Genomic DNA, 22,702 nt, shown 5'->3' on the forward strand with positions numbered 1-22,702 from the left:
CCTGTCACTGCCCATCAGTGATCGGGTTTAGTCGCTCGCTGGTAATTGAAGTTGCACAAGCTTCTGTCAGACAGGTATTTCCTACCTGCATTTGATGGTGGCTGTGCGTAGGGCACCTTCGGGTGCGCCGGCTTCTTCAATTCCCCGGTCCGACTAACCTGCGTACAGCTGCCACCCCTTCGTTTAGTCGGCGAAGTGTTGTCAGCATCATTCAAGGAATTGAAGATCATGTTCAAGGTCACACCCAACCCACCAGACACCGATCCGGTCTCTCCCTACGAAAGCCCCGATTCAAACAAACTCAATGAAGCCGCCGAGCGCGCCCTCGACCATCACTTCCCGCCAGCCGACCCCAAACCACCAAAACGCAACGGCCAACTCTTCAGCGTCTGCCTGGGCATCAACCCTGAAACCCTTCTCGCCAATGCCTCGGAAGATTTGCTGTCCATCAGCGCCATCGCCGCCAACCTCGCCGACGATGTGGACGGTTCCCGTCGTTCCGTAGCCCTGGCGCTCAGCCGAATGGCCGACGGGGTGCATTTGTTGGTGGAGCGAGCGTTGGATCATCTGGATGAACCCGAGATAGCGGCGATTTTCGCCAAGCAACAAAGCAAAGGCGGCTAACTCGCCAAATAGCAAGCAACCCCGATTGGTGTGTTCCTCCCCATCGGGGTTTTTCTCGTCAGGGTGCCCAGCACACAGCTGGGAACACTAAAACCACCACAGTTACTTCCCTGTTTCCGGAACACATGTAGGACGCGTCCGGTTTGGTCTCGTTGGTCTTGAAGTACCTCTCTGCCTCGGTACTTTGCACAGGCACACTCAATGTTGAGTGGGTGCGGCACATCGGTCATGGAAGCAAGCGCGCCAATAAACAGGGAGTTCAATCAGATCATGGCTACTCGACACAATAAAAAATCGACCGTGGCATGTGGGTGCTATTGGGTCGCCATGTTTACACTCGTAGCTAGCGCCTCTGTTCGGGCTGAATTTTGCCGCTATGGTCGCTGCGAAATCGGCCCCCTTGATTACTCGGCAACAACTGGATATGGGTTGTTCTTCACAACGGTCGGGCCGTTTGTTTCGACGTCGAACGCCACCAAGGATGGCCTCTCCAAACACTACGTCCAGGCGGTGCAGGACGATGCCGCTGCTTATATCGCTACCGACGGCGATCTTGATGGACCCATGCTTGAATCTGCATGGCGCGCGCACTTGGAGCAGCACGCTGATCTTCAGCCAAGCAAGAAAGAGTTTGCCCACATGGTATTAGCTACCTATGGTTGAACAGCCGAACGCAGGCTTCGCCAGCTGCTACACAGATCGCGTCTTGGCTTGACTGATTGGCATTACCCTCGCCCCATAAAAAAATGGGCACCCAACCAAGTTGGCGTGCCCATTTTTTATTCCGCTCCCGCGCTACGCGAGAAGTCGGTAGGTGTTACGGATTAACGCTGTCTTTCAACGATTTGCCTGGCTTGAACGCAACAGTGTTGCTGGCCTTGATTTTGACGGGCTCACCGGTTTGCGGGTTTTTGCCGGTGCGGGCACCGCGGTGGCGTTGCAGGAAGGTACCGAAGCCCACCAGCGTGACGCTGTCCTTGCGGTGCAGAGCGCCGGTGATTTCTTCGAGAACGGCGTTGAGAACGCGGTTGGCCTGCTCTTTGGTGAGGTCTGCTTTTTCAGCAATTGCAGCGGCGAGTTCTGGTTTACGCATTAGTGAAGCCCCTTTGACGGTTTTTTGTTGTTATGTCCGTGCTGTTCTCGTTGGAACAGCGCCCAAAGCGCCGCAGGTGCTCTACTCTGCGGCAGACGGGAGTGAGGATGGCACGCAGCGAAGAGCCGCGCCAGTCTCGGCGCGACCTTTGTAAGGGCAAAAGAGGGGTGATTCCGACAGAACGACCGGTATTTACGCCAGCAGTGCCGGAAGCTCTTTGTTCAGGGCCAGTTTTTCCATCACTGCCGCGCCTGTCAGGGCATAACCCAGCAGTTTGCCGCTGGCATCGCGGCACAATACCTTGATGTCCGCGCCCTGCCCTTCGACCGTCCAGACGCCCTCCAAACCCCGTGGCGGCGGTGAAACCACCAATGGGCAGACCGGCGTTTTAACGGTGATGGGCATCGGGCCATAACTCACCGCCGTCGGGTTTCCGGCGAGGGTCTGGGCCAGCGCTCTCGCACAGCTCATGAGGGGCATGACGTACAACAGATTCAGCCCATCGACTTCGGCGCAGTCGCCCAAGGCATAGATATTGGCGTGGGAGGTTTTCAGGTGGCGATCGACCACCACGCCGCGATTGACCTGCACACCGGCCGCCGCCGCCAGGTCGATGCGCGGACGCAGACCAATGGCCGACACCACCACATCGCAAGGGATCACCTGGCCATCGGACAGATGCGCTTCCAGTCCATCAGCGACGCGCTGCAAGCGATTGAGCACCGGCCCGAGGTGGAAGCGTGCGCCCAGGCTTTCCAGCCCGGCCTGGACCGCAGCGGCCGCCGCCGGGTGCAGCAACGTCGGCATCACCTGCTCGCACGGTGCAACCAGTTGCACCTCGTAGCCGCCGAGGATCAGATCGTTGGCGAACTCGCAGCCGATCAGACCGGCGCCCAGTAACAACACCCGACGCTTGCCGGCCGCCGCTGCGCGAAAGCGCGCGTAGTCTTCCAGATCGTTGATCGGGAAAACGGCGTCCGCTGCATCGCCTTCGATCGGCACTCGCACGGTTTCCGCGCCCCAAGCGAGGATCAGGTCACGGTAAAACACCGCTTCCTCACCGATCCACAAGCGCTTGTGGCCCGGATCGATGCCGCTGATGCGCGTGTGCGTGCGCACTTCGGCCTTCAATTGCTCGGCCATGGCGCCGGGTTCGGCCATGCTCAGGCCGTCGGCGTCTTTGTTTTTGCCGAAGCCGGTGGAGAGCATCGGCTTGGAGTAGGAGCGTCCGTCATCGGCAGTAATCAACAGCAGCGGGGTTTCGCCATCGAGTTTGCGAAACTCCCGGGCCAGGTTGTAGCCAGCCAGCCCGGTGCCGACGATCACGACAGGTGCGTTCATTCCTTACTCCTCTAAAAGTCTTAGTTGATTTCGATCATTTCGAAATCCATCTTGCCTACGCCGCAGTCCGGGCACAGCCAGTCTTCCGGCACGTCCTGCCACAGGGTGCCCGGCGCAATGCCGTCATCCGGCCAGCCGTCGGCTTCGTTATAAATCAGGCCGCAGACCACACATTGCCACTTTTTCATTCACGTACATCCTCAAGATTCAGGCTTTTGCCGGCGCGAACGGTCGATGGTTGGAGCGCTGCCGTCCGGCTCAGCGCGTTTTGTACTGATCAGGCCCGGCAGATGCAAGCCTGTTCGACGCAATGGCCGGCCGGATCAATCAAAATCGCAGGCTGACATGGTAAGCTCGCCGCCTCATTTGCTGCCAATAATGACTCACTGTGCCGCACTCAAAATCCCCCGCCGTGACCCCGCTTTGGCTCCCTCGAAGCCAACTGACGCCCCTCCCCGACACGTCTACCCTCGACTGGTTGTTCGATGAAGGCTCTTTGACCCGACGGCTGATCCGTTTGTCGAATGATGGCTTCAGCGTCACGCCTCTCTTCGAAGGTTGGCAGCCCTTGCGCGCCGACGAATGTGCCGCGCTGGATCTGGCCGAAGGTAGCGAAGGCTGGGTTCGCGAGGTGTATCTGCGCGGCCACGGCGAAGCCTGGGTATTTGCGCGCAGCGTGGCGGCGCGTAGTGCGTTGCAGGGCGACGGTCTGCACATGGACGAATTGGGCAGCCGCTCCCTGGGCGAATTGCTGTTTTGCGATCAAGCGTTCCAGCGCCGCGCTATCGAGGTTTGTCACTATCCTCAGGAGTGGCTGCCGATGGAGTCCCGGGCACCTGAACTGTGGGGTCGCCGTTCGCGTTTCGATCGCGGCGCCTTGAGCGTGCTGGTGGCCGAAATTTTCTTGCCGACCTTGTGGAACGCTACCCGCGCCCATCCGGAGAATTGCTGATGTACCAGAGCCTGCTCAAGTCCCTGAATCGCTTGAATCCACGGGCCTGGGATTTCATTCAGCTGACCCGCATGGACAAGCCGATCGGCATTTATCTGCTGCTGTGGCCGACGCTGTGGGCGCTGTGGATCGCCGGCAAAGGTTCACCATCATTGGCCAACATCGTGATTTTCGTCCTGGGCGTGGTGCTGACCCGCGCCGGCGGCTGCGTAATTAACGACTGGGCGGACCGCAAGGTCGACGGCCACGTGAAACGCACCGAGCAGCGGCCATTGGTCAGCGGCAAGATCAGCTCCAAAGAAGCGCTGGTGTTCTTCGCGCTGCTGATGGGCGTGAGTTTCCTGTTGGTGCTGTGCACCAATGCCACGACGGTCTGGCTGTCGTTCGGCGGTTTGGCACTGGCCTTCACTTACCCGTTCATGAAGCGCTACACCTATTACCCGCAAGTGGTGCTGGGCGCGGCGTTCTCCTGGGGCATGCCGATGGCGTTCACTGCCGAAACCGGTGGACTGCCGGCGGCGGCGTGGTTGCTGTGGATCGCGAACCTGCTGTGGACGGTGGGCTACGACACCTATTACGCCATGACTGATCGCGACGACGACTTGAAGATCGGCGTGAAATCCACGGCGATTCTGTTTGGCGAGGCGGACCGGGTGATCATCCTGATCCTGCAAGGGTTGGCGCTGGGTTGCCTGCTGCTGGCCGGGTCGAAATTCGAGCTCGGTGGCTGGTTCCACTTGGGATTGCTGGCGGCGGCGGGCTGTTTTACGTGGGAGTTCTGGTACACCCGTGGCAAGGACCGGATGCGCTGCTTCAAGGCGTTTCTGCACAACCATTGGGCCGGGTTGGCAATTTTTGTCGGGATTGTGCTGGATTACGCGCTGCGTTGATGGGCACGCTTTTATGTAGCAGCTGGCGCAGCCTGCGTCCGGCTGCGAAGCAGTCGTAAATCCTGAGTACGCGGTTCATCTGATACACCGCATGAGCAGACTTTACGACTGCTGCGCAGCCGAACGCAGGCTTCGCCAGCTGCTACAGGTTTACATTTTCGGTCCGGAATTGGTGATGACGTGCCAGACGTCCTTCATTTTGTCACCGGCCTTGTCTCCCGGTTTCGCGTCCTTCTTGAAGTAGTACAGCGGTTTGCCCTTATAGGCCCACTGCATCGTGCCATCGTCACGCTTGACGATTGTCCAGTCACCTTCGGCCTTGGCACCCGCTTCCGCCTTGAATGGCGGCCAGTATTCTGCACACTCACCAGTGCACACAGACTTGCCACCCGTGTCTTTGTCGAAGGTGTACAGGGTCATGCCCTTGTGGTCCGCCATCACACCTTCTTTCATCATCACAGGCTCAGCCGCGAAGGCCATTGATGGCAACGCCAGGGCTGCGGTCAGCATCAGAGCCTTGAGGGAATGCGAGTATTGCTTCATGGAAACCTTCCTCTTGTGGTTGTCAGGATTCGGAATTAGAGCTTAGTTCAGGATCATGACAATCGCCGGGCGACTAAAATACTGTCACACGACTGCAATAATTCCGTTATCTAATGCGGCGCAAGACAGTTAAATGACAAGAGGATTAAAGGCATGGTTGGCAGGAGCATTCTGATCGTCGACGACGAAGCGCCCATTCGCGAAATGATCGCCGTTGCGTTGGAAATGGCCGGCTATGACTGCCTGGAGGCTGAGAACTCGCAGCAGGCCCACGCCATCATTGTCGACCGCAAGCCGGACCTGATCCTGCTCGACTGGATGCTGCCCGGCACGTCCGGCATCGAGCTGGCCCGACGCCTCAAGCGCGATGAGCTGACCGGGGACATCCCGATCATCATGCTCACCGCCAAGGGCGAAGAGGACAACAAGATCCAGGGCCTGGAAGTCGGCGCCGATGACTACATCACCAAGCCTTTTTCCCCACGTGAGCTGGTTGCGCGCCTGAAGGCCGTGCTGCGCCGTGCCGGCCCTACCGATGGCGAGACGCCGATCGAAGTCGGCGGCCTGCTGCTGGACCCGATCAGCCACCGTGTGACCATCGACGGCAAACCCGCCGAGATGGGCCCGACCGAATACCGCCTGCTGCAATTCTTCATGACCCACCAGGAACGTGCCTACACCCGCGGCCAGCTGCTGGATCAGGTCTGGGGCGGCAACGTTTATGTTGAAGAGCGCACCGTCGACGTGCACATCCGCCGCCTGCGCAAAGCCCTCGGCGATGCTTACGAAAATCTGGTACAAACCGTGCGCGGCACCGGTTACCGGTTCTCCACCAAGGCCTGATCCGGACCTTTCCCGCCCGACAAGCTGACAAGGACGCGCGTTCAAGTGAACCAAAACTGGCATGGCACCCTGATCCGCCACATGCTTTTGCTGGTGACCGGTTGCCTGGTGATCGGCCTGATTACCGGCTACTACGGCTGGAGCCTCGCCGCGGGCCTGGGCCTTTACCTGGCCTGGACGCTCAAGCAATTACTGCGTCTGCACGAATGGCTGCGCCTGCACAAACCCGATGAGGCACCGCCCGATGGCTATGGCCTGTGGGGCGAAGTGTTCGACAGCATCTACCACCTGCAACGTCGCGACCAACGTGTGCGCGGGCGCCTGCAAGCGGTGATCGACCGGGTCCAGGAATCCACCGCTGCGCTGAAAGACGCGGTGATCATGCTCGACAGCGACGGCAACCTCGAATGGTGGAACCGCGCTGCCGAAACCCTGCTCGGCCTCAAGACACCACAAGACAGCGGCCAACCGGTAACCAACCTCGTACGCCATCCCCGCTTCAAGGAATACTTTGAGCAGGACAGCTACGCCGAGCCGCTGGAAATCCCGTCACCGGTCAACGATCGTCTGCGCATTCAGCTGTACATCACCCGCTACGGCAACAACGAACACTTGATGCTGGTGCGCGACGTGACGCGTATCCATCAACTGGAACAGATGCGCAAAGACTTCATCGCCAACGTCTCCCATGAATTGCGCACGCCGTTGACGGTGATCTGCGGCTATCTGGAAACCTTGCTCGACAACGTCGAGGACGTGAACCCGCGCTGGTCCCGTGCCCTGCAACAGATGCAGCAGCAAGGCGGACGCATGCAGACGCTGCTCAACGACTTGCTGCTGTTGGCCAAACTGGAAGCCACCGATTACCCGTCGGACAACCAGCCGGTGGCCATCGACGGCTTGCTGCAATCGATCAAGAGCGACGCTCAGCAGTTGTCTGCTCAGCGCAATCAGAAGATCACGCTGGAAGCCGACCCGACGATTCTGCTCAAGGGCAGCGAAGCCGAGTTGCGCAGCGCGTTTTCCAATCTAGTGTTCAACGCGGTGAAATACACACCGGCCGAAGGCAATATCCGCATCCGCTGGTGGGGCGATGAACAAGGCGCACACCTGAGCGTGCAGGATTCCGGGATCGGCATCGACAGCAAACACCTGCCGCGCCTGACCGAACGCTTCTACCGCGTCGATTCCAGCCGCAACTCCAACACCGGCGGCACGGGGCTCGGGCTGGCGATCGTCAAACACGTGCTGCTGCGCCACCGCGCGCGGATGGAAATCAGCAGTGTGCCGGGCCATGGCAGCACCTTTACCTGCCATTTTGCGCCGGCCCAGGTCACCAAATCCCGGGTCATCAGCGCCACCGACTGATACCGGCCGGCACGCGCCACTAGTCAATCACTTGGTCAGCCGCTACATTGGCTGACTTGTGCCTGCCCTTCAGGCACCGCATTTCCCTCTTTTTTGAATACACGGAACCCGCAAAACTCCATCATGGACCCATCCCCTGGCTTGACCCTCGCGACACTCTTCGCCGATTTCGGCATGATTCTTTTTGCTCTGATCCTGGTTTTGCTCAACGGTTTTTTCGTTGCGGCGGAATTTGCCATGGTCAAATTGCGCTCGACCCGGGTCGAAGCCATCGCTGAAAAAAACGGCTGGCGCGGACACATCCTGCGCACCGTTCACAGTCAGCTCGATGCGTACCTCTCGGCGTGCCAATTGGGTATCACCCTCGCCTCCCTTGGTCTTGGCTGGGTCGGTGAACCGGCGTTCGCGCACATCCTCGAACCGATCCTTGAAGCCGTCGGCGTGCAGTCGGCCGAAGTGATCAAAGGCGTGTCGTTCTTCGCTGCGTTCTTCGTCATCTCGTACCTGCACATTGTGGTCGGTGAGCTGGCCCCAAAATCCTGGGCCATCCGCAAGCCCGAGCTGCTATCGCTCTGGACTGCCGTGCCGCTGTACCTGTTCTACTGGGCGATGTACCCGGCCATTTACCTGCTCAACGCCAGCGCCAACACGATCCTGCGGATCGCCGGCCAAGGTGAACCCGGCCCTCATCACGAGCACCATTACAGCCGTGAAGAACTGAAACTGATCCTGCACTCCAGCCGTGGCCAGGACCCGAGCGACCAAGGCATGCGTGTTTTGGCCTCGGCGGTGGAAATGGGCGAGCTGGAAGTGGTCGACTGGGCCAATTCCCGGGAAGACCTGGTGACGCTGGAGTTCAACGCGCCGCTGAAGGAAATCCTGGCGATGTTCCGTCGCCACAAGTTCAGCCGTTATCCGGTGTACGACAGCGATCGTCAGGAGTTCGTCGGCCTGCTGCACATCAAGGATTTGCTGCTGGAACTGGCAGCCCTGGACCACATTCCCGAGTCGTTCAACCTCGCCGAACTGACCCGGCCGCTGGAACGGGTTTCGCGCCACATGCCGCTGTCGCAGTTGTTGGAACAGTTCCGCAAAGGCGGCTCGCACTTCGCCCTGGTTGAAGAAGCTGACGGCAACATCATCGGCTACCTGACCATGGAAGACGTGTTGGAAGTGCTGGTCGGCGACATTCAGGACGAACACCGCAAGGCTGAGCGCGGGATCCTCGCGTACCAGCCAGGCAAGCTGCTGGTGCGCGGCGACACGCCGCTGTTCAAGGTCGAGCGCCTGCTGGGCATCGATCTGGACCACATCGAAGCCGAAACCCTCGCCGGGCTGGTCTACGAAACCCTGAAACGGGTACCGGAAGAGGAAGAAGTGCTGGAAGTCGAAGGCTTGCGGATCATCATCAAGAAGATGAAAGGGCCGAAGATCATTCTGGCCAAGGTGTTGATGCTCGATTGATTGCAACGCCGGCGGCGAGCGGGCTCTTGTGGCGAGGGAGCTTGCTCCCGCTGGGCTGCGAAGCGGCCCCAAATCCCGTAACCGCGATCCCCCAGGTGCACCGCATTCACCAATTTACGACTGCTGCGCAGCCGAGCGGGAGCAAGCTCCCTCGCCACAGTGATAGCGCTGATCCGCCTATTGTTTGCCCAACGCAAAGTTGGGCAACGCGCCCACCGGTTGATTGAACTGGTACGGGATCGACACCAGCCCCAACCCGGTATTGCGCTGCACCACGAAATGCAGGTGCGGCCCGCTGCTGTTGCCGGTATTGCCCGACAAGGCCAGTGGACTCCCCACCGACACCCGCTGCCCCTCGCGAACGCTCACCGAACCTTGTTTGAGGTGCAGGTACACGCCCATCGTCCCGTCATCGTGCAGCACCCGCACGAAATTGCCTGACGGATCGGTGCCGCGCCCGGTCTGGGCATTCTCGGTTTTCACCACCACACCGCCTCGCGCCGCGATGATCGGCGTGCCTTCGGGCATGGCGATGTCCATGGCGTAGCGGTTCTTTGGACCAAAGTGGCTGTATTGACCGTTGGCGCCCTGACTCAGCCGAAACGGTCCGCCACGCCACGGCAATGGGTATCGATAGGCCATGGCGGCCCCTGAGGGGTCGCCCAGGGAGTATTCAAATTTTGGGGTATACGCGAGCGGCCTTTCGGGCTGCGTGGCTGTGAGCAGCGCCAGACGAATACTGCTGCGTGCCGGCATCACCCGGCGAATCGGTCGGCTCGGCGCACCACTGACGTTCTTCAGCCCGCCGAAGCTCAACTCGATTTCTACCGGCGCATACAGGTCATTGCGCACGTAAACGCTGTCCACGCCCTTCTTCTTCGTGATGACGAGGTACACCTGGCGCTCAAGGTTCTCGACCATGCGATCACGAAAAACGAACACCTTGGAGCCCGTCGTGGGGCGGTCGCTGTAGGAGACCACGCCATTGGCGTCGGTGGACTTGTAGATCGTCATGGCCATCGCCGAGGTAGATGCCATGAGAAGACCGCAGAAAAACAGCAGGCGCGCGAGCATGGGCAAGATTCTGTCGAGTAAGGCCTGGGTAGGAGCCTAGCAGCTGCAATTGACCCGGGTAGTCGGCAGATGTTTCAAAATGGGCCGTTCAGCGGATGTGCGGTGAATTCGAAGGCCTCATCGCGAGCAAGCTCGCTCACACAAGGGAACGCATTCCAATGTGGGAGCGAGCTTGCTCGCGATGGCGGCCTAACAGACGATGCAGAACTTAAGCGCCGGGTACGAAATGCTTCTGCGCCGTACCACGTGCTATCAACCGCGAGATGTAGTCGAGCTTCTGCGCATCCTGGTCGACGAAGCGGAAGGTCAGTTGCAACCACTCGCTGTCGGGCTTCTGCTCGTGGGCGACGATGGCGTGCAGGTAGCCGTTCAGGCGGGCGGTTTCGGCGTTATCGCCCTGCTCCAGGTCGAGCACGGCACTGTCGAGCACTTGCGGCAGGGTGTCGGTGCGTTTCACCACCAGCAAGGCTTCCTTGAGACTCAAGGCCTTGATCACACATTGCTGAATGCCGTTCGGCAGGCGCAGTTGGCCCTGGCCACGACCGCCCGTTGGCGCCGCGGAGGACGCTGGAGGCTTGATCGGCGGGCTGTTGAGCAGACCGCGAGACGGGGCTGGCGCCGCGGCGGGTGCGACCACGGCAGCCTTGCCACCGGTCAATGCGCTCAGGGAATCGTTGCCGAACGCCGAGTTCATTTTGGTCGGCGCGCTGTTCATCAAGGTGTCGAGCTTGCCGACCTTGTTCAGGGCCTGCTTGACCTTGGTCAGCAGTTGCTCGTTGGTGAACGGCTTGCTGACGTAACCCGAAACCCCAGCCTGGATCGCCTGGACGACGTTCTCTTTATCGCCTCGGCTGGTCACCATCACGAACGGCATGGTCTTGAGGTTGTCCTGCTCGCGGCACCAGGTCAGCAGTTCCAGACCAGACATTTCCGGCATTTCCCAGTCGCACAGGACCAGATCGAATGCTTCCCGAGCCAGCAAGGACTGAGCCTTTTTGCCGTTGACCGCGTCTTCGATCCGGATCCCCGGGAAGTAGTTGCGCAAGCACTTCTTCACCAGGTCACGAATGAACGACGCGTCGTCCACGACCAACACACTGACCTTACTCATCCATCACCCCTTAAAAAAATCCCGGCAAGCATACCGCTTTGCTGATGGCACATTGCCAAAAACCTTCAGTCACGCCGGGACTTTTCGTTCGCGGGTGCTGCTTTCGAATTCATCGACCACAAACAAAAACGCCCGGCCAAAAGGCCGGGCGCTTTTCTCAGGCAATCTTACTTATCGTCAGCTTTGCCCGGAACATTAGCGGTTTCGCCACTTGTGCCTTCAACTTCTTCTTTCATGCGCTTGAGGCCCAGGTGCCGCACGTCGGTGCCGCGCACCAGGTAAATCACCAGCTCCGAAATATTGCGTGCGTGGTCGCCGATCCGCTCCAGCGAACGCAACACCCAAATGATGCTCAAGACCCGCGAGATAGAGCGCGGGTCTTCCATCATGTAGGTGGCGAGCTCGCGCAATGCGGTTTTGTATTCGCGGTCGATGATCTTGTCGTACTGGGCCACCGACAATGCCAGGTCGGCATCGAAGCGGGCAAAGGCGTCCAGCGCATCGCGAACCATGTTGCGGACCTGGTCGCCGATGTGGCGAACCTCGACGTAACCCCGTGGGGCTTCGCCTTCTTCACACAACTGGATGGCGCGACGGGCGATCTTGGTCGCTTCGTCACCGATGCGCTCCAGATCGATTACCGACTTGGAGATGCTGATGATCAAACGCAAGTCCGACGCTGCCGGCTGACGACGGGCCAGAATGCGCAGGCATTCTTCGTCGATGTTGCGTTCCATCTGGTTGATCTGGTCGTCGATCTCGCGAACCTGCTGGGCCAGGCCGGAGTCAGCCTCGATCAGCGCGGTCACCGCGTCGTTGACCTGCTTCTCGACCAGCCCGCCCATGGCCAGGAGGTGGCTGCGCACTTCCTCGAGCTCAGCGTTGAACTGCGCGGAGATGTGATGGGTAAGGCCTTCTTTACTAATCATGTTGGCGTCCTTGGAGCGTCCGGTAAGGTGCGGTGGACCGCAGCGTCAGTTCAGTGAGCAACAACAGCTTCCTAGCCGTAGCGACCAGTGATGTAGTCTTCGGTCTGCTTCTTCGCCGGATTGGTGAACAGGGTGTCGGTGTCGCCGAATTCCACCAGTTTGCCCATGTACATGAACGCCGTGTAATCGGAAACCCGCGCGGCCTGTTGCATGTTGTGGGTCACGATGACGATGGTGAACTTGGATTTCAGTTCGTAGATCAGCTCTTCAACTTTCAGCGTGGAGATCGGGTCGAGTGCCGAGCACGGTTCGTCGAGCAGCAGCACTTCCGGCTCCACGGCGATGGTGCGAGCGATCACCAGACGTTGTTGCTGACCACCGGACAACCCAAGTGCCGACTCGTGCAGACGGTCTTTGACTTCGTCCCACAGCGCCGCGCCTTTCAACGCCCACTCGACGGCTTCGTCGAGGATCCGCTTCTTGTTGATGCCCTGGATGCGCAGGCCGTAGACCACGTTCTCGTAGATGGTTTTCGGGAACGGGTTGGGCTTCTGGAACACCATGCCGACGCGACGACGCAACTCGGCGACGTCTTCACCCTTACGGTAAATGTTGTTGCCGTAGAGGTTGATCTCGCCTTCGACGCGGCAGCCATCCACCAGGTCGTTCATGCGGTTGAAGGTGCGCAGCAGCGTGGACTTGCCGCAGCCAGACGGGCCGATGAAGGCGGTCACGCGCTGTTTCGGGATGTTCATGCTGACGTCGTACAGCGCTTGCTTGTCGCCGTAGAACAGGCTCAGGCCCGGCACTTCGATGGCCACGGTTTCCTGCTCAAGGCTCAAGCTCTGTTTGTCGCGGCCCAGGGCGGACATGTTGATGCCGTGGGTATGTGCTTCGTGCTGCATGGGAGGCTCCCTGTGCTAACAAATTCGGTTCAGTGAGCGGCTGGCATTGAGGCCAGCAGCCCATTCAATTTTTGCGGCAGCTATCAGCTATCCAGCGCTTTGTATTTTTCACGCAGGTGGTTACGGATATAGACGGCCGACAGGTTAAGCGTGGCGATCACCAGCACCAGCAGCAGCGCCGTGGCGTACACCAGCGGCCGCGCGGCCTCGACGTTCGGGCTCTGGAAGCCGACGTCATAGATGTGGAAGCCCAAGTGCATGATCTTCTGGTCCAGGTGCAAGTACGGGTAGTTGCCATCCACCGGCAGCGACGGCGCCAGTTTCACCACACCTACCAGCATCAGCGGCGCCACTTCACCGGCGGCGCGAGCCACCGCGAGAATCATGCCGGTCATCATCGCCGGGCTGGCCATCGGCAGTACGATCTTCCACAAGGTTTCAGCCTTGGTTGCGCCGAGGGCCAACGAGCCTTCGCGCACGGTGCGAGGAATCCGCGCCAAGCCTTCTTCCGTGGCCACGATCACCACCGGCACCGCCAGCAGCGCCAAGGTCAGCGACGCCCAGAGCAGACCCGGCGTACCAAAGGTCGGCGCCGGCAGCGCTTCCGGGAAGAACAACCGGTCGACCGAACCACCCAACACATAAACAAAGAAGCCCAGACCAAACACGCCGTAAACGATGGCCGGAACGCCGGCCAGGTTGTTCACCGCGATGCGGATCAAGCGAGTCATGGTGTTCTGTTTCGCATATTCACGCAGGTAAACCGCTGCCAATACGCCGAACGGCGTCACGATCATCGCCATGATCAACGTCATCATCACGGTGCCGAAAATCGCCGGGAAGATCCCGCCTTCGGTGTTCGCTTCACGCGGATCGTCGCTGAGGAATTCCCAGACCTTGCTGAAGTAGAAGCCAATCTTGGTGAAGGTGTTCATGCCGTTCGGCTGATAGGCGTGAACCACTTTGCCGATACCGATTTCGATCTCTTTGCCGTTGGCATCGCGAGCCGTCAGGCTGTCGCGATTGAACTGGGCGTGCAGGTCGTTCAGGCGGGCTTCGATGTCTTGATAACGAGCGTTGAGCTCGGCGCGCTCGGATTCCATGTCCGCTTGTGCGGTGGCATCGAGTTGGCCAGCCAGTTCCAGTTTGCGGCCGTGCAGGCGGACGCGTTCAAGACCTGCGTTGATCGCGCCGATGTCGGTTTTTTCCAGGCTCTTGAGCTGTGCGGCGAGCTGGTTGACGCGAGCAACACGCGCCTGCAACTCAGGCCATGCGGCTTCGCCTTCGGCGATGATCTTGCCGTCCTGTTTGACGTTGACCAGGTAGCCGTAGAAGTTGCCCCACTCACGACGCTCGATGGTCATCAACTCGGGTGGGGTCTTCTGGTTGGTCAACCACTCGCCGACGATCCAGGTGAAGTCGTTGCCGTTCAGGTCACGGTTGCCGACCTTGATCAGCTCGCGGGTCATGAACTCCGGGCCCTGATCGGGCACCGGCAGGCCAGCGCTTTTCAGGCGCTCGCGCGGCACTTCTTCTTTCTGCACCACTTCGCCGATGACGAGGTGGTTGGCCTGGCCCGGCACGTCGTAACTGGCGTGCACCAGGTCCGCCGGCCAGAAATGGCCCAGACCGCGCACGGCAATCACTGCCAGCAGGCCAATGGTCATGATGACCGCGATGGACACCGCGCCACCGCTGATCCAGACGCCGGGGGCGCCGCTCTTGAACCATCCTTTCAGGGAGTTCTGTTTCACAGACTTCTACCTTTCTTAAAGCGACGAGTATTTCTTGCGCAGACGCTGACGAATCAGCTCCGCGAGGGTGTTCATGACGAAGGTGAACAACAGCAGCACCAGCGCCGAGAGGAACAGCACGCGGTAGTGGCTGCCGCCGACTTCCGATTCGGGCATTTCCACCGCAACGTTGGCCGCCAGGGTGCGCAGGCCTTCGAACAGGTTCATTTCCATGACCGGGGTGTTACCGGTGGCCATCAGCACGATCATGGTTTCACCGACCGCACGGCCCATGCCGATCATCAGCGCCGAGAAGATGCCCGGGCTGGCGGTGAGGATCACCACACGAGTCATGGTCTGCCACGGCGTGGCACCGAGGGCCAGGGAACCGAGGGTCAAACCGCGAGGCACGCTGAACACGGCGTCTTCGGCGATGGAGTAGATGTTCGGGATCACCGCGAAGCCCATGGCCAGACCGACCACCAGAGCGTTGCGCTGGTCGTAGGTGATGCCCAGGTCGTGGGAGATCCACATGCGCATGTCGCCGCCGAAGAACCAGGTTTCCATGTACGGGCTCATGTACAGCGAGAGCCAGCCCACGAACAGGATCACCGGAATCAGGATCGCGCTTTCCCAACCATCTGGCACCCGCAGGCGCAGCGATTCAGGCAGGCGACTGAAGGTGAAACCGGCGACCAGGATGCCGATCGGCATCAACAGCAGCAGGCTGAAAATCCCCGGCAAATGCCCTTCGACGTAGGGTGCCAGGAACAACCCGGCGAAGAAGCCGAGGATCACCGTCGGCATCGCTTCCATCAGCTCGATCACCGGCTTGACCTTGCGGCGCATGCCCGGGGCCATGAAGTACGCGGTGTAGATGGCGGCGGCAACGGCCAGAGGCGCGGCCAGCAGCATGGCGTAGAACGCAGCTTTCAAAGTACCGAAGGTCAGCGGAGACAGACTCAGCTTGGGTTCGAAGTCGGTGTTGGCTGCGGTCGATTGCCAGACGTATTTAGGCTCGTCGTAGTTCTCGTACCAGACCTTGCTCCACAACGCGCTCCAGGAAACTTCCGGGTGCGGGTTGTCGAGCAGCAGCGGTTGAATCTTGCCGCCCGCTTCCACGATCACGCGGTTGGCCCGTGGCGACATGCCAAAGATGCCTTGGCCATCGACCACCTGATCCACCAGCAAGGTGCGGTGGGCGGTGCTGTGGAACACGCCGAGCTTGCCGGACGCATCGAGGGCGATGAAGCCTTTGCGACGTTCTTCAGCGGTGATTTCAACGATCGGCGCAGTGCCCATCTGGAAGTTGCGGATCTGCTTCAGGCGCAGCTCACCATCCGGATCGCGGGCCATGAACCACTGGGCCAGACCACCCTTGGAATCACCGAGGATCAGCGAGATGCCGCCCACCAGTTGAGTACTGGCGGTGATTTGCGCTTCGCCATCATCCAGCAGTTTGTAGCGACCGTTGAGGCTCTTGTCGCGCAGGCTGAACACGTCGGCCTGAGCCCGGCCGTTAATCACGTACAGCCACTGCTGACGTGGGTCGACGAAGATGTTCTTCACCGGCTCGGTCATCTGCGGCAGATCGATACGCTTCTGCTCGTTGGTGACTTCGCCGGTCATCATGTTTTCTTCGCTGGTCAGCGACAAAACGTTGAGTTGCGAACCAGTGGAGCCAACCAGCATCAAGGTCGTGTCGGTGGCGTTAAGACTGACGTGCTCGAGAGCACCGCCCGCCTCATTCAATGCAATCGGCGTTTCGCCATACGGGTATTCGATGGCCGGCGAGATGGTTTTCTTGCCGTCCGGGTAGCTGACTTTATAAGTGTGACGGAACACAAGCGCCTGGCCGTTGGACAAGCCCACGGCCACCAATGGATGGCCTGGTTGGTCTTCGCCGATGGAGGTCACGGTAGTGCCTGCCGGAATCGACAGATCGACACGCTTGAGTTCAGCGCCACTGTCGATATCGAAGAACAATGCCTGGCCCTTGTCGGAAACCCGCATGGCGACCTGGTTCTGTTCTTCCAGGGAGATCATCAACGGCTTGCCGGCGTCTTGCATCCAGGCCGGCGTGATGGCGTCCTTGGCGGTCAGGTCGGCGCCCTGAAACAGAGGCGCGACAACGTAAGCGAGGAAGAAAAAGATCAGCGTGATCGCGCCGAGAACGGCGAGGCCGCCCACGAGGACGTACCAGCGGGTCAGGCGATCTTTGAGCGCGCGGATGCGGCGCTTGCGTTGCAGCTCAGGCGTATTGAAGTCAATTCGCTTGGGGGGATTTGTAGTCATGGTGGAATTGGCCAGATCATTCATTCGCACACCCTAGCGATCCTGTATGACAGAAAGATGACAATGCAGTGACGCAACAAATCCGCCGCCTGTGGGAACTGGCAGCGGACTGAAAATTTGGGGAGGCCGGGTTACCTGCTTGGTAACCCTGGCCCTTGTAGGAGCAAGGCTTGCCCGCGATGGTAGCGCCACGGTTTCAAAGGTGAAACGCGGCGCCCCCATCGCGAGCAAGCTCGGCTCCTACGGTTTTACTTTTTTGCGACTTCAGCGCCGCCTTCCTGCAGACCCAGGTCAGCCAATGCTTTTGCAGCAACCTTGGCTGGCAGCGGGATGTAGCCATCTTTCACAACCACTTCCTGACCCTGTTTGGACAGGATCAGTTTCACGAACTCGGCTTCCAGCGGGGCCAGAGGCTTGTTCGGGGCTTTGTTGACGTAAACGTAGAGGAAACGCGACAGCGGGTATTTGCCGTTCAGGGCGTTTTCTTCGGTGTCCTCGATGAACTCGGTGCTGCCTTTCTTGGCCAGGGCCACAGTCTTCACGCTAGCGGTTTTGTAGCCGATGCCCGAGTAACCGACGCCGTTCAGCGAGGAGCTGATCGACTGCACGACCGAAGCCGAGCCTGGTTGTTCGTTGACGTTTGGCTTGTAGTCGCCTTTGCACAGGGCTTCTTCTTTGAAGTAGCCGTAGGTGCCGGATACCGAGTTACGACCGAACAGTTGAACCGGCTTGTTGGCCAGGTCGCCGGTCACGCCCAGGTCGCCCCAGGTTTTCACGTCGGTTTTAGCGCCGCACAGACGAGTGGACGAGAAGATCGCGTCGACTTGTTCCATGGTCAGGTGCTGGATCGGGTTGTCTTTGTGAACGAAGACAGCCAGGGCATCCACGGCAACCGGGATAGCGGTTGGCTTGTAGCCGTATTTGGTTTCGAAGGCTTGCAGCTCGGTGTCCTTCATCTTGCGGCTCATCGGGCCCAGGTTAGCGGTGCCTTCGGTGAGCGCAGGTGGCGCGGTAGACGAACCGGCAGCCTGAATCTGGATGTTTACGTTCGGGTATTCTTTTTTGTAGTTCTCAGCCCACAGGGTCATGAGGTTGGCCAGGGTATCGGAGCCGACGCTGGACAGGTTGCCCGACACACCAGTGATCTTGGTGTAGCTCGGGATAGCAGGGTCAACAGCGGCAACCGCGTTGGCAGTCGCAACGCCAGCAGCGACAAAAGTCATTGCCGCCATCAAACGCTTCAGTTTCATGCCTTACTCCTAGCAGATAGGTGTGTTAAGTCGGGGCCAAGTATCAGCAGGCCGTGTGAACACTCTATGGCTGAAATATGACAATTAGATGAAAGGCCAGCATCTGGCGTTTTGAAGGGATACCGCGTCATCGTTCATCGCGAGCAAGCTCGCTCCCACAGGGATCTGCGGCGAACACAAATCCAATGTGGGAGCGAGCTTGCTCGCGATGAGGCCAGTACAGTCAACGAAAGGGGTCGATTAACGCCCCTTCTTCCAGAGGTACGCGCCCACCAGAATCCCGACACCGCAGATGATCGCCACGTAATAGGCAGGCCCCATCGGGCTTTCCTTGAGCAGCAGGGTGACAACCATCGGGGTCAGGCCGCCGAAGATGGCGTAGGCCAGGTTGTAGGAGAATGACAGCCCACTGAAGCGCACCACCGCCGGGAAGGCTTTGACCATCACATACGGCACCGCACCGATGGTGCCGACCAGCAAGCCGGTCAAGGCGTACATCGGGAACAGCCAGTCCGGGTGGTTGAACAGACTGTGATAGAAAGTCCACGAGCTGATGAGCAACGCGGCACTGCCGAACACGAAGATACGACCCGCACCGAAGCGGTCAGCCAGTGCACCGGAGGCGACGCAGCCCAGGCTCAGAAACACGATCGCCAGGCTGTTGGCCTGCAACGCGGTGGTCGGCGAGAAGTGATAGACAGTCTGCAGCACGGTCGGGGTCATCAGGATGACCACGATGATGCCGGCGGACAGCAGCCAGGTCAGCAGCATGGAAATCAGGATCGCCCCGCGATGGTCGCGCAACACGGCGCGCAGCGGCACTTCTTCTGCCAGGGCCTTGCGCAGTTGCAGCTCGGCGAACACCGGGGTCTCGTGCAGCCAGCGGCGCAGGTAAACCGAGAACAGGCCGAACACGCCACCCAGCAGGAACGGAATCCGCCAGGCGTAATCCGAAACTTCGACCGGGGTGTAAATGCTGTTGATCGCGGTGGCGACCAGCGAGCCCAGCAGGATACCGGCCGTCAGGCCGCAGGTCAGGGTGCCGCAGGCGTAGCCGATGTGCCGCTGTGGCACGTGTTCGGAAACGAATACCCACGCGCCCGGCACTTCACCGCCAATCGCGGCGCCTTGAATCACCCGCATCAGCAGCAGCAGGATTGGCGCCCACATGCCGATCTGCGCATAAGTCGGCAGCAAACCCATGATCAGGGTCGGCACCGCCATCATGAAAATGCTCAGGGTGAACATCTTCTTGCGTCCCAGCAGATCGCCGAAGTGCGCCATGACAATGCCGCCCAGTGGCCGCGCCAGGTAGCCGGCGGCAAAGATCCCGAAGGTCTGCATCAAACGCAGCCACTCGGGCATGTCGGCCGGGAAGAACAGCTTGCCGACCACCGTGGCGAAGAACACGAAAATGATGAAGTCGTAAAACTCCAGCGCGCCGCCCAGGGCAGACAGCGATAACGTCTTGTAGTCGTTGCGAGTCAGCGGACGTGCGGACTGGGTTGGCTGCGCGATGCTCGAAGGCGCTGTGGTCATGGCAAGGCTTCTCTTATAGTCGGATCTGCAACCCCAACAACGCTGGCTGAGGCTTGGGCAGGTCCGGCACGATAACAAATTGTTCGAAAAAGCACATAGAGGTGCGTAATTGACGGTCGAAACGAGAACCGGACGGTCGTCTCGGAGTCTACCGACCGATATACTCGCAATCCTGCACCTGCTTGTAAGGGGTTGCTGTGCGAAAACGTCGTTGGCACCCGTCAGCCGATTTCGCAGAGTTTCCCTTTAGGCGCCTTACGAAAAACGTGACGAACGTAGTATGTTCGGGGCTGAATCGTTTTTCCAAGACGGCTATTCACCCGCTACACCTATGAAGAGTCACGGGTCAGAGGCACCCCCGGCATGATAGAGCTCGAACAAGAAGATCCAATCCCGCAAGGCGACCTTGCCCTGCAAATTACCGCGCTCCCTCGCGAAACCAACGGCTTTGGCGATATTTTCGGCGGTTGGCTGGTGTCGCAGATGGATTTGGCCGGCACCGCAATGGCCAGCAAAGTCGCAGGTGGTCGCGTGGCCACGGTGGCGATCGACCGCATGGCGTTTCTGGTTCCGGTAGCGGTGGGCGCTCAGCTCTCCTTCTATACCCAGGCGCTGGAAATTGGTCGCAGCTCGATTCAGATGATGGTCGAAGTCTGGAGTGACGATCCGCTGTCCAGCGAATGGCGTAAAGTGACTGAAGCCGTGTTCGTGTTCGTCGCCATCGATGGCAGCGGTCGCACCCGCTCGGTTCCGCCTAGAGCTCGTTAAACACTGCGACCTTTCTGCGGTCCATTGCAGTCATTGTTCCTGATCGAGAGTTGCCCCATGAGCACGCCCAACGTTGAAGCCGTGAAACTGGATGAACTGAACTGCTGGCGCATCCGCCACGGTCAGGCCGAACTGCTGGTTGCCCAGCAGGGCGCGCACATCCTCAGTTATCAGGTGGCCGGGCAACCGCCGCTGATCTGGCTCAACGACGAGGCAGTGTTCAAGACTGGCAAGAGCATCCGCGCCGGGGTTCCGGTGTGCTGGCCGTGGTTCGGCAACTTGCCGCGCAACCCGCAGAGCGTTCAGGCGATGCGCGTCAGCAACGAAGCGCCGACCGCCCACGGGCTGGTCAGGGCGATGGACTGGGAACTGGGCGGGATTGAAACCGAGGGCGAAAGCCTGAAGGTGGAGTTTATTCTCCCTTACCCTGAAGGCGGCTTGCCAGGCTGGCCGCATCAAGTGGATTTGAAGCTGAGCATTCGTCTGGATGAGCAACTGCACATCAGCCTGACCAGCCATAACCGGGGCGCAGACAAAGTCACCATCAGCCAGGCGCTGCACAGCTATTTCGCGGTCAGCGATGTACGCGAAGTGCATGTCGAAGGGCTGGATGGCTTGAGTTACATCGAAACCCTGGACGACTGGAAAACCGTCACTCAGACCGGCGATCTGCGTTTTGTCGGCGAGACCGATCGTATCTATCTCAATACCCCGGCGAAGCTGAGCATTGTCGATCCGGCCTGGGAACGGCGCATCGAGCTGACCAGCAGCGGTTCACGCTCGGCGGTGATCTGGAATCCGTGGATTGAACGCGCTGCGGCGTTCAGCGACATGGCCGACGATGGCTGGCAGCGCATGCTGTGCATTGAAACGGCGAACGTGATGGATGATGTGGTGACGCTGGCACCTGGTGCCAGTCATACCCTCGGCGTCAGCATCGGCAGCAAATCTCTCTAACACCACAAAACCAATGTGGGAGCGAGCTTGCTCGCGATGAGGCCATAACATCCAACATCAATGTTGACTGTTACACCGCCATCGCGAGCAAGCTCGCTCCCACAGTTTTGATTTTCTACAAATCTGACTCTTTCACCACCCGCACCTTCGCCGCATCCAGCGCATACGCTGCGTCAGCCAGGTCGTTGTTGACCTTCTCGATCTTCAGCGTGCCGGTCACCCACAGCGGTGTATAGATGTCATTCAGCTTCAAACCTTTCGGATAACGCACCAACACCAATTGATTTGGTGGCGGTGGCGGCACGTGGATGCAGGCGCCCGGATACGGCACGAGGAAGAACAGTGTGCTGTGGCCCTTGGCGTCGGATTCCAGCGGCACCGGATAACCACCGATGCGGATGTTCTTGTCGTTCATCGACGGCACGGTTTTGGTCGAATACATCACCGCCGGCAAACCCTTGCTCTGCTTCATGCCACCCTTTTGGGTAAAGGTGCCATTGGCTTCGGGGGAGTTGTGGTCGATTTCAGGCATGGCCTCGAGGGCTTTCTGGTCCGACTTGGGCATCAGTTCGAGCCAGTCGGTTTCCGGCAGTTCGCCGGCGTGGGCAAGGCCCGTACCCAGTAATAGGAAAGTCAGCAAAAGACGGCGCATGGAGGTGCTCGGTTAAGAATAGGACTATGCAACGCCGAGCATTCTAGCCCTCCCCGGCTGCGCAGCAGAGAGGGCTTTGTCGCCTGAATCAGTTCTTTTTGATCAAGCCGTAGATCACCAGCAAGATCACGGCGCCAACCAGCGCACCAAGGAAGCCTGCGCCTTGGCCGGCCTGATAGAAGCCCAGGGCCTGGCCGCCATAAGTGGCCGCCAGCGAACCGCCGATACCGAGCAGGATGGTCATGATCCAGCCCATGCTGTCGTCGCCCGGTTTCAGGAACCGAGCCAGCAGGCCGACGATCAAGCCGATAAAGATGGTTCCGATAATTCCCATGGCATTTCCCTCTGATTGAATGGCTATGCAGAAGCCT

General features: G+C 59.6%; 23 protein-coding genes. 9 read left to right on the plus strand and 14 right to left on the minus strand.

Going from position 1 to position 22,702, the window contains the following annotated elements; all coding sequences use genetic code 11:
- Positions 1-228: 228 nt before the first annotated feature.
- Together ACA079_RS31955 and ACA079_RS31960 are read left to right on the plus strand one after the other, a co-directional pair.
- Complete coding sequence (locus tag ACA079_RS31955; protein ID WP_497702112.1) at positions 229-624, plus strand: DUF6124 family protein; 396 nt, start codon at positions 229-231, stop codon at positions 622-624.
- Between the two features lie 270 nt (positions 625-894).
- Positions 895-1,287 carry a DUF2388 domain-containing protein gene (locus ACA079_RS31960; RefSeq protein WP_497702113.1) on the plus strand — a complete coding sequence of 131 codons (393 nt, stop codon included), beginning with the start codon at positions 895-897 and terminating at the stop codon, positions 1,285-1,287.
- A 154-nt stretch (positions 1,288-1,441) separates the two neighbouring features.
- Here the strand turns inward: ACA079_RS31960 and ACA079_RS31965 are convergent, their stop codons facing one another.
- The 3 genes from ACA079_RS31965 to ACA079_RS31975 all read right to left on the minus strand — a co-directional run bounded on the left by ACA079_RS31965 (position 1,442) and on the right by ACA079_RS31975 (position 3,246).
- The gene (locus ACA079_RS31965; RefSeq protein ID WP_003213368.1) at positions 1,442-1,717 is read right to left on the minus strand and encodes an HU family DNA-binding protein; all 276 of its coding nucleotides are present in this window, start codon (positions 1,715-1,717) and stop codon (positions 1,442-1,444) included.
- A gap of 192 nt (positions 1,718-1,909) precedes the next feature.
- A complete protein-coding gene (locus ACA079_RS31970) occupies positions 1,910-3,058 on the minus strand; it encodes an NAD(P)/FAD-dependent oxidoreductase (protein WP_497702114.1) in 1,149 nt (382 codons plus the stop codon).
- 20 nt (positions 3,059-3,078) lie between these two features.
- Positions 3,079-3,246 carry a rubredoxin gene (locus tag ACA079_RS31975; RefSeq protein ID WP_007954349.1) on the minus strand — a complete coding sequence of 56 codons (168 nt, stop codon included), beginning with the start codon at positions 3,244-3,246 and terminating at the stop codon, positions 3,079-3,081.
- A gap of 200 nt (positions 3,247-3,446) precedes the next feature.
- Between ACA079_RS31975 and ACA079_RS31980 the strand changes: the two genes are divergently transcribed.
- On the plus strand, positions 3,447-4,010 hold the full coding sequence (locus ACA079_RS31980) for a chorismate--pyruvate lyase family protein (protein ID WP_497702115.1): 564 nt from the start codon (positions 3,447-3,449) through the stop codon (positions 4,008-4,010).
- A complete protein-coding gene (ubiA, locus tag ACA079_RS31985; RefSeq protein ID WP_497702116.1) occupies positions 4,010-4,900 on the plus strand; it encodes a 4-hydroxybenzoate octaprenyltransferase in 891 nt (296 codons plus the stop codon). Before ACA079_RS31980 ends, ubiA begins: the two co-directional genes overlap by 1 nt.
- A 150-nt stretch (positions 4,901-5,050) precedes the next feature.
- On the opposite strand, the gene ACA079_RS31990 is transcribed toward ubiA, so the two are convergent.
- Positions 5,051-5,443, minus strand: a complete 393-nt coding sequence (locus ACA079_RS31990; protein ID WP_415772314.1) for a COG4315 family predicted lipoprotein — start codon at positions 5,441-5,443, stop codon at positions 5,051-5,053.
- Between the two features lie 153 nt (positions 5,444-5,596).
- On the opposite strand from ACA079_RS31990, the gene phoB reads away from it, so the two are divergent.
- The 3 genes from phoB (at position 5,597) to ACA079_RS32005 (ending at position 9,118) form a co-directional block, all read left to right on the plus strand.
- On the plus strand, positions 5,597-6,286 hold the full coding sequence (phoB, locus tag ACA079_RS31995) for a phosphate regulon transcriptional regulator PhoB (protein WP_008150066.1): 690 nt from the start codon (positions 5,597-5,599) through the stop codon (positions 6,284-6,286).
- Positions 6,287-6,367: 81 nt separating this feature from the next.
- Complete coding sequence (phoR, locus tag ACA079_RS32000) at positions 6,368-7,654, plus strand: phosphate regulon sensor histidine kinase PhoR (protein WP_497704404.1); 1,287 nt, start codon at positions 6,368-6,370, stop codon at positions 7,652-7,654.
- A gap of 123 nt (positions 7,655-7,777) precedes the next feature.
- Entirely contained in the window at positions 7,778-9,118 is a 1,341-nt protein-coding gene (locus tag ACA079_RS32005) for a hemolysin family protein (protein WP_218536562.1), read from the plus strand.
- 177 nt (positions 9,119-9,295) lie between these two features.
- On the opposite strand, the gene ACA079_RS32010 is transcribed toward ACA079_RS32005, so the two are convergent.
- The 8 genes from ACA079_RS32010 to ACA079_RS32045 form a co-directional block, all read right to left on the minus strand.
- Entirely contained in the window at positions 9,296-10,192 is an 897-nt protein-coding gene (locus tag ACA079_RS32010; protein WP_497702117.1) for a peptidoglycan DD-metalloendopeptidase family protein, read from the minus strand.
- 208 nt (positions 10,193-10,400) lie between these two features.
- Positions 10,401-11,303, minus strand: a complete 903-nt coding sequence (locus ACA079_RS32015; RefSeq protein ID WP_497702118.1) for a response regulator — start codon at positions 11,301-11,303, stop codon at positions 10,401-10,403.
- A 167-nt stretch (positions 11,304-11,470) separates the two neighbouring features.
- Entirely contained in the window at positions 11,471-12,232 is a 762-nt protein-coding gene (phoU, locus tag ACA079_RS32020) for a phosphate signaling complex protein PhoU (RefSeq protein WP_008150055.1), read from the minus strand.
- Between the two features lie 71 nt (positions 12,233-12,303).
- Positions 12,304-13,137 (minus strand): phosphate ABC transporter ATP-binding protein PstB, encoded by an 834-nt coding sequence (gene pstB / locus ACA079_RS32025; protein ID WP_033059285.1) that lies wholly within the window; start codon positions 13,135-13,137, stop codon positions 12,304-12,306.
- A gap of 83 nt (positions 13,138-13,220) precedes the next feature.
- Complete coding sequence (gene pstA, locus ACA079_RS32030) at positions 13,221-14,891, minus strand: phosphate ABC transporter permease PstA (RefSeq protein WP_497702119.1); 1,671 nt, start codon at positions 14,889-14,891, stop codon at positions 13,221-13,223.
- A 15-nt stretch (positions 14,892-14,906) separates the two neighbouring features.
- Positions 14,907-16,940 carry an ABC transporter permease subunit gene (locus ACA079_RS32035; protein WP_497704405.1) on the minus strand — a complete coding sequence of 678 codons (2,034 nt, stop codon included), beginning with the start codon at positions 16,938-16,940 and terminating at the stop codon, positions 14,907-14,909.
- A gap of 473 nt (positions 16,941-17,413) precedes the next feature.
- Positions 17,414-18,415, minus strand: coding sequence for a phosphate ABC transporter substrate-binding protein PstS family protein (locus ACA079_RS32040; protein ID WP_497702120.1), 1,002 nt, complete (start codon positions 18,413-18,415; stop codon positions 17,414-17,416).
- Positions 18,416-18,655: 240 nt separating this feature from the next.
- Positions 18,656-19,954 (minus strand): MFS transporter, encoded by a 1,299-nt coding sequence (locus ACA079_RS32045; RefSeq protein WP_415758583.1) that lies wholly within the window; start codon positions 19,952-19,954, stop codon positions 18,656-18,658.
- 363 nt (positions 19,955-20,317) lie between these two features.
- Between ACA079_RS32045 and ACA079_RS32050 the strand changes: the two genes are divergently transcribed.
- Together ACA079_RS32050 and ACA079_RS32055 are read left to right on the plus strand one after the other, a co-directional pair.
- Positions 20,318-20,722: an acyl-CoA thioesterase gene (locus tag ACA079_RS32050; protein ID WP_003177184.1), complete on the plus strand. Its 405-nt coding sequence runs from the start codon at positions 20,318-20,320 to the stop codon at positions 20,720-20,722.
- 57 nt (positions 20,723-20,779) lie between these two features.
- A complete protein-coding gene (locus tag ACA079_RS32055; RefSeq protein ID WP_497702121.1) occupies positions 20,780-21,679 on the plus strand; it encodes a D-hexose-6-phosphate mutarotase in 900 nt (299 codons plus the stop codon).
- A 115-nt stretch (positions 21,680-21,794) separates the two neighbouring features.
- Here ACA079_RS32055 and ACA079_RS32060 read toward each other — a convergent pair whose 3' ends face one another.
- Both ACA079_RS32060 and ACA079_RS32065 read right to left on the minus strand, forming a co-directional pair.
- Entirely contained in the window at positions 21,795-22,331 is a 537-nt protein-coding gene (locus ACA079_RS32060; RefSeq protein WP_497702122.1) for a DUF3299 domain-containing protein, read from the minus strand.
- 88 nt (positions 22,332-22,419) lie between these two features.
- A complete protein-coding gene (locus ACA079_RS32065) occupies positions 22,420-22,665 on the minus strand; it encodes a GlsB/YeaQ/YmgE family stress response membrane protein (protein WP_033059272.1) in 246 nt (81 codons plus the stop codon).
- Positions 22,666-22,702: the final 37 nt, after the last annotated feature.

It is taken from the genome of Pseudomonas sp. LBUM1645, from assembly GCF_059716185.1.